Origin of the sequence: Methylobacterium sp. J-076 (assembly GCF_022829405.1) — a bacterium.
Classification (GTDB): Bacteria; Pseudomonadota; Alphaproteobacteria; order Rhizobiales; family Beijerinckiaceae; genus Methylobacterium.
The window spans coordinates 1-528 of sequence record NZ_JAKSXW010000062.1 but is presented as its reverse complement, the minus strand read 5'-3'; the positions used below and the strand labels follow the sequence as shown (position 1 = coordinate 528).

Below are 528 nucleotides of genomic sequence, written 5' to 3'. Positions count from 1 at the left end.
TGCGCAAAGCCGCCGAGCGCACCGTCGAAGGGCTATGGTCGGCCATCGGACAGCTCATCGACACTGTCACCCCAGACGAAAGCGCCAACTTCTTCGCTGCGGCAGGCTATGACCTAGATTAAACCGAAAACGCTCTAGTGGAAATTATTAATTGATGCGGTCCGTATGTACCACGTTCTAGTCTGAAGCTTACCGCTAGCCTCAGACTGCTTAGCTATGCCGCGCTCGACGGCAAACGTGAGACTGATGGCGCGCCTATAAAGCGCGTGATGAACTCCGCTGCAGGCATTGGCCGACCAAACAGATAGCCTTGCGCCTCATGGCATCCCTTCGCGATGAAACGCTGACGCTGCTCATGAGTCTCGACGCCCTCAGCAATTACCTGCAGACCGAAACGTCGGCTGAGGTCGATCACCGCCCTCACAATTGCGGCATCTCGCCGGTGGCTGCAAAGGCCGTTCACGAAGCCGCGGTCGATCGTGAGACGCGTCAGCGGGAAGCGCTGGAGTAAACTGAGCGAGGCGTACG

1 protein-coding gene and 1 pseudogene are annotated in these 528 nt (G+C 58.0%); one reads left to right on the top strand and one right to left on the bottom strand.

Annotated features, from left to right (window positions below):
* Positions 1 to 122: pseudogene (locus MKK53_RS04530) on the top strand (IS630 family transposase); the annotation flags it as partial.
* A gap of 92 nt (positions 123 to 214) precedes the next feature.
* On the opposite strand, the gene MKK53_RS04525 reads toward MKK53_RS04530, so the two are convergent.
* A partial coding sequence (locus MKK53_RS04525; protein ID WP_243927275.1) for an EAL domain-containing protein occupies positions 215 to 528 on the bottom strand: 314 nt, incomplete at its 5' end.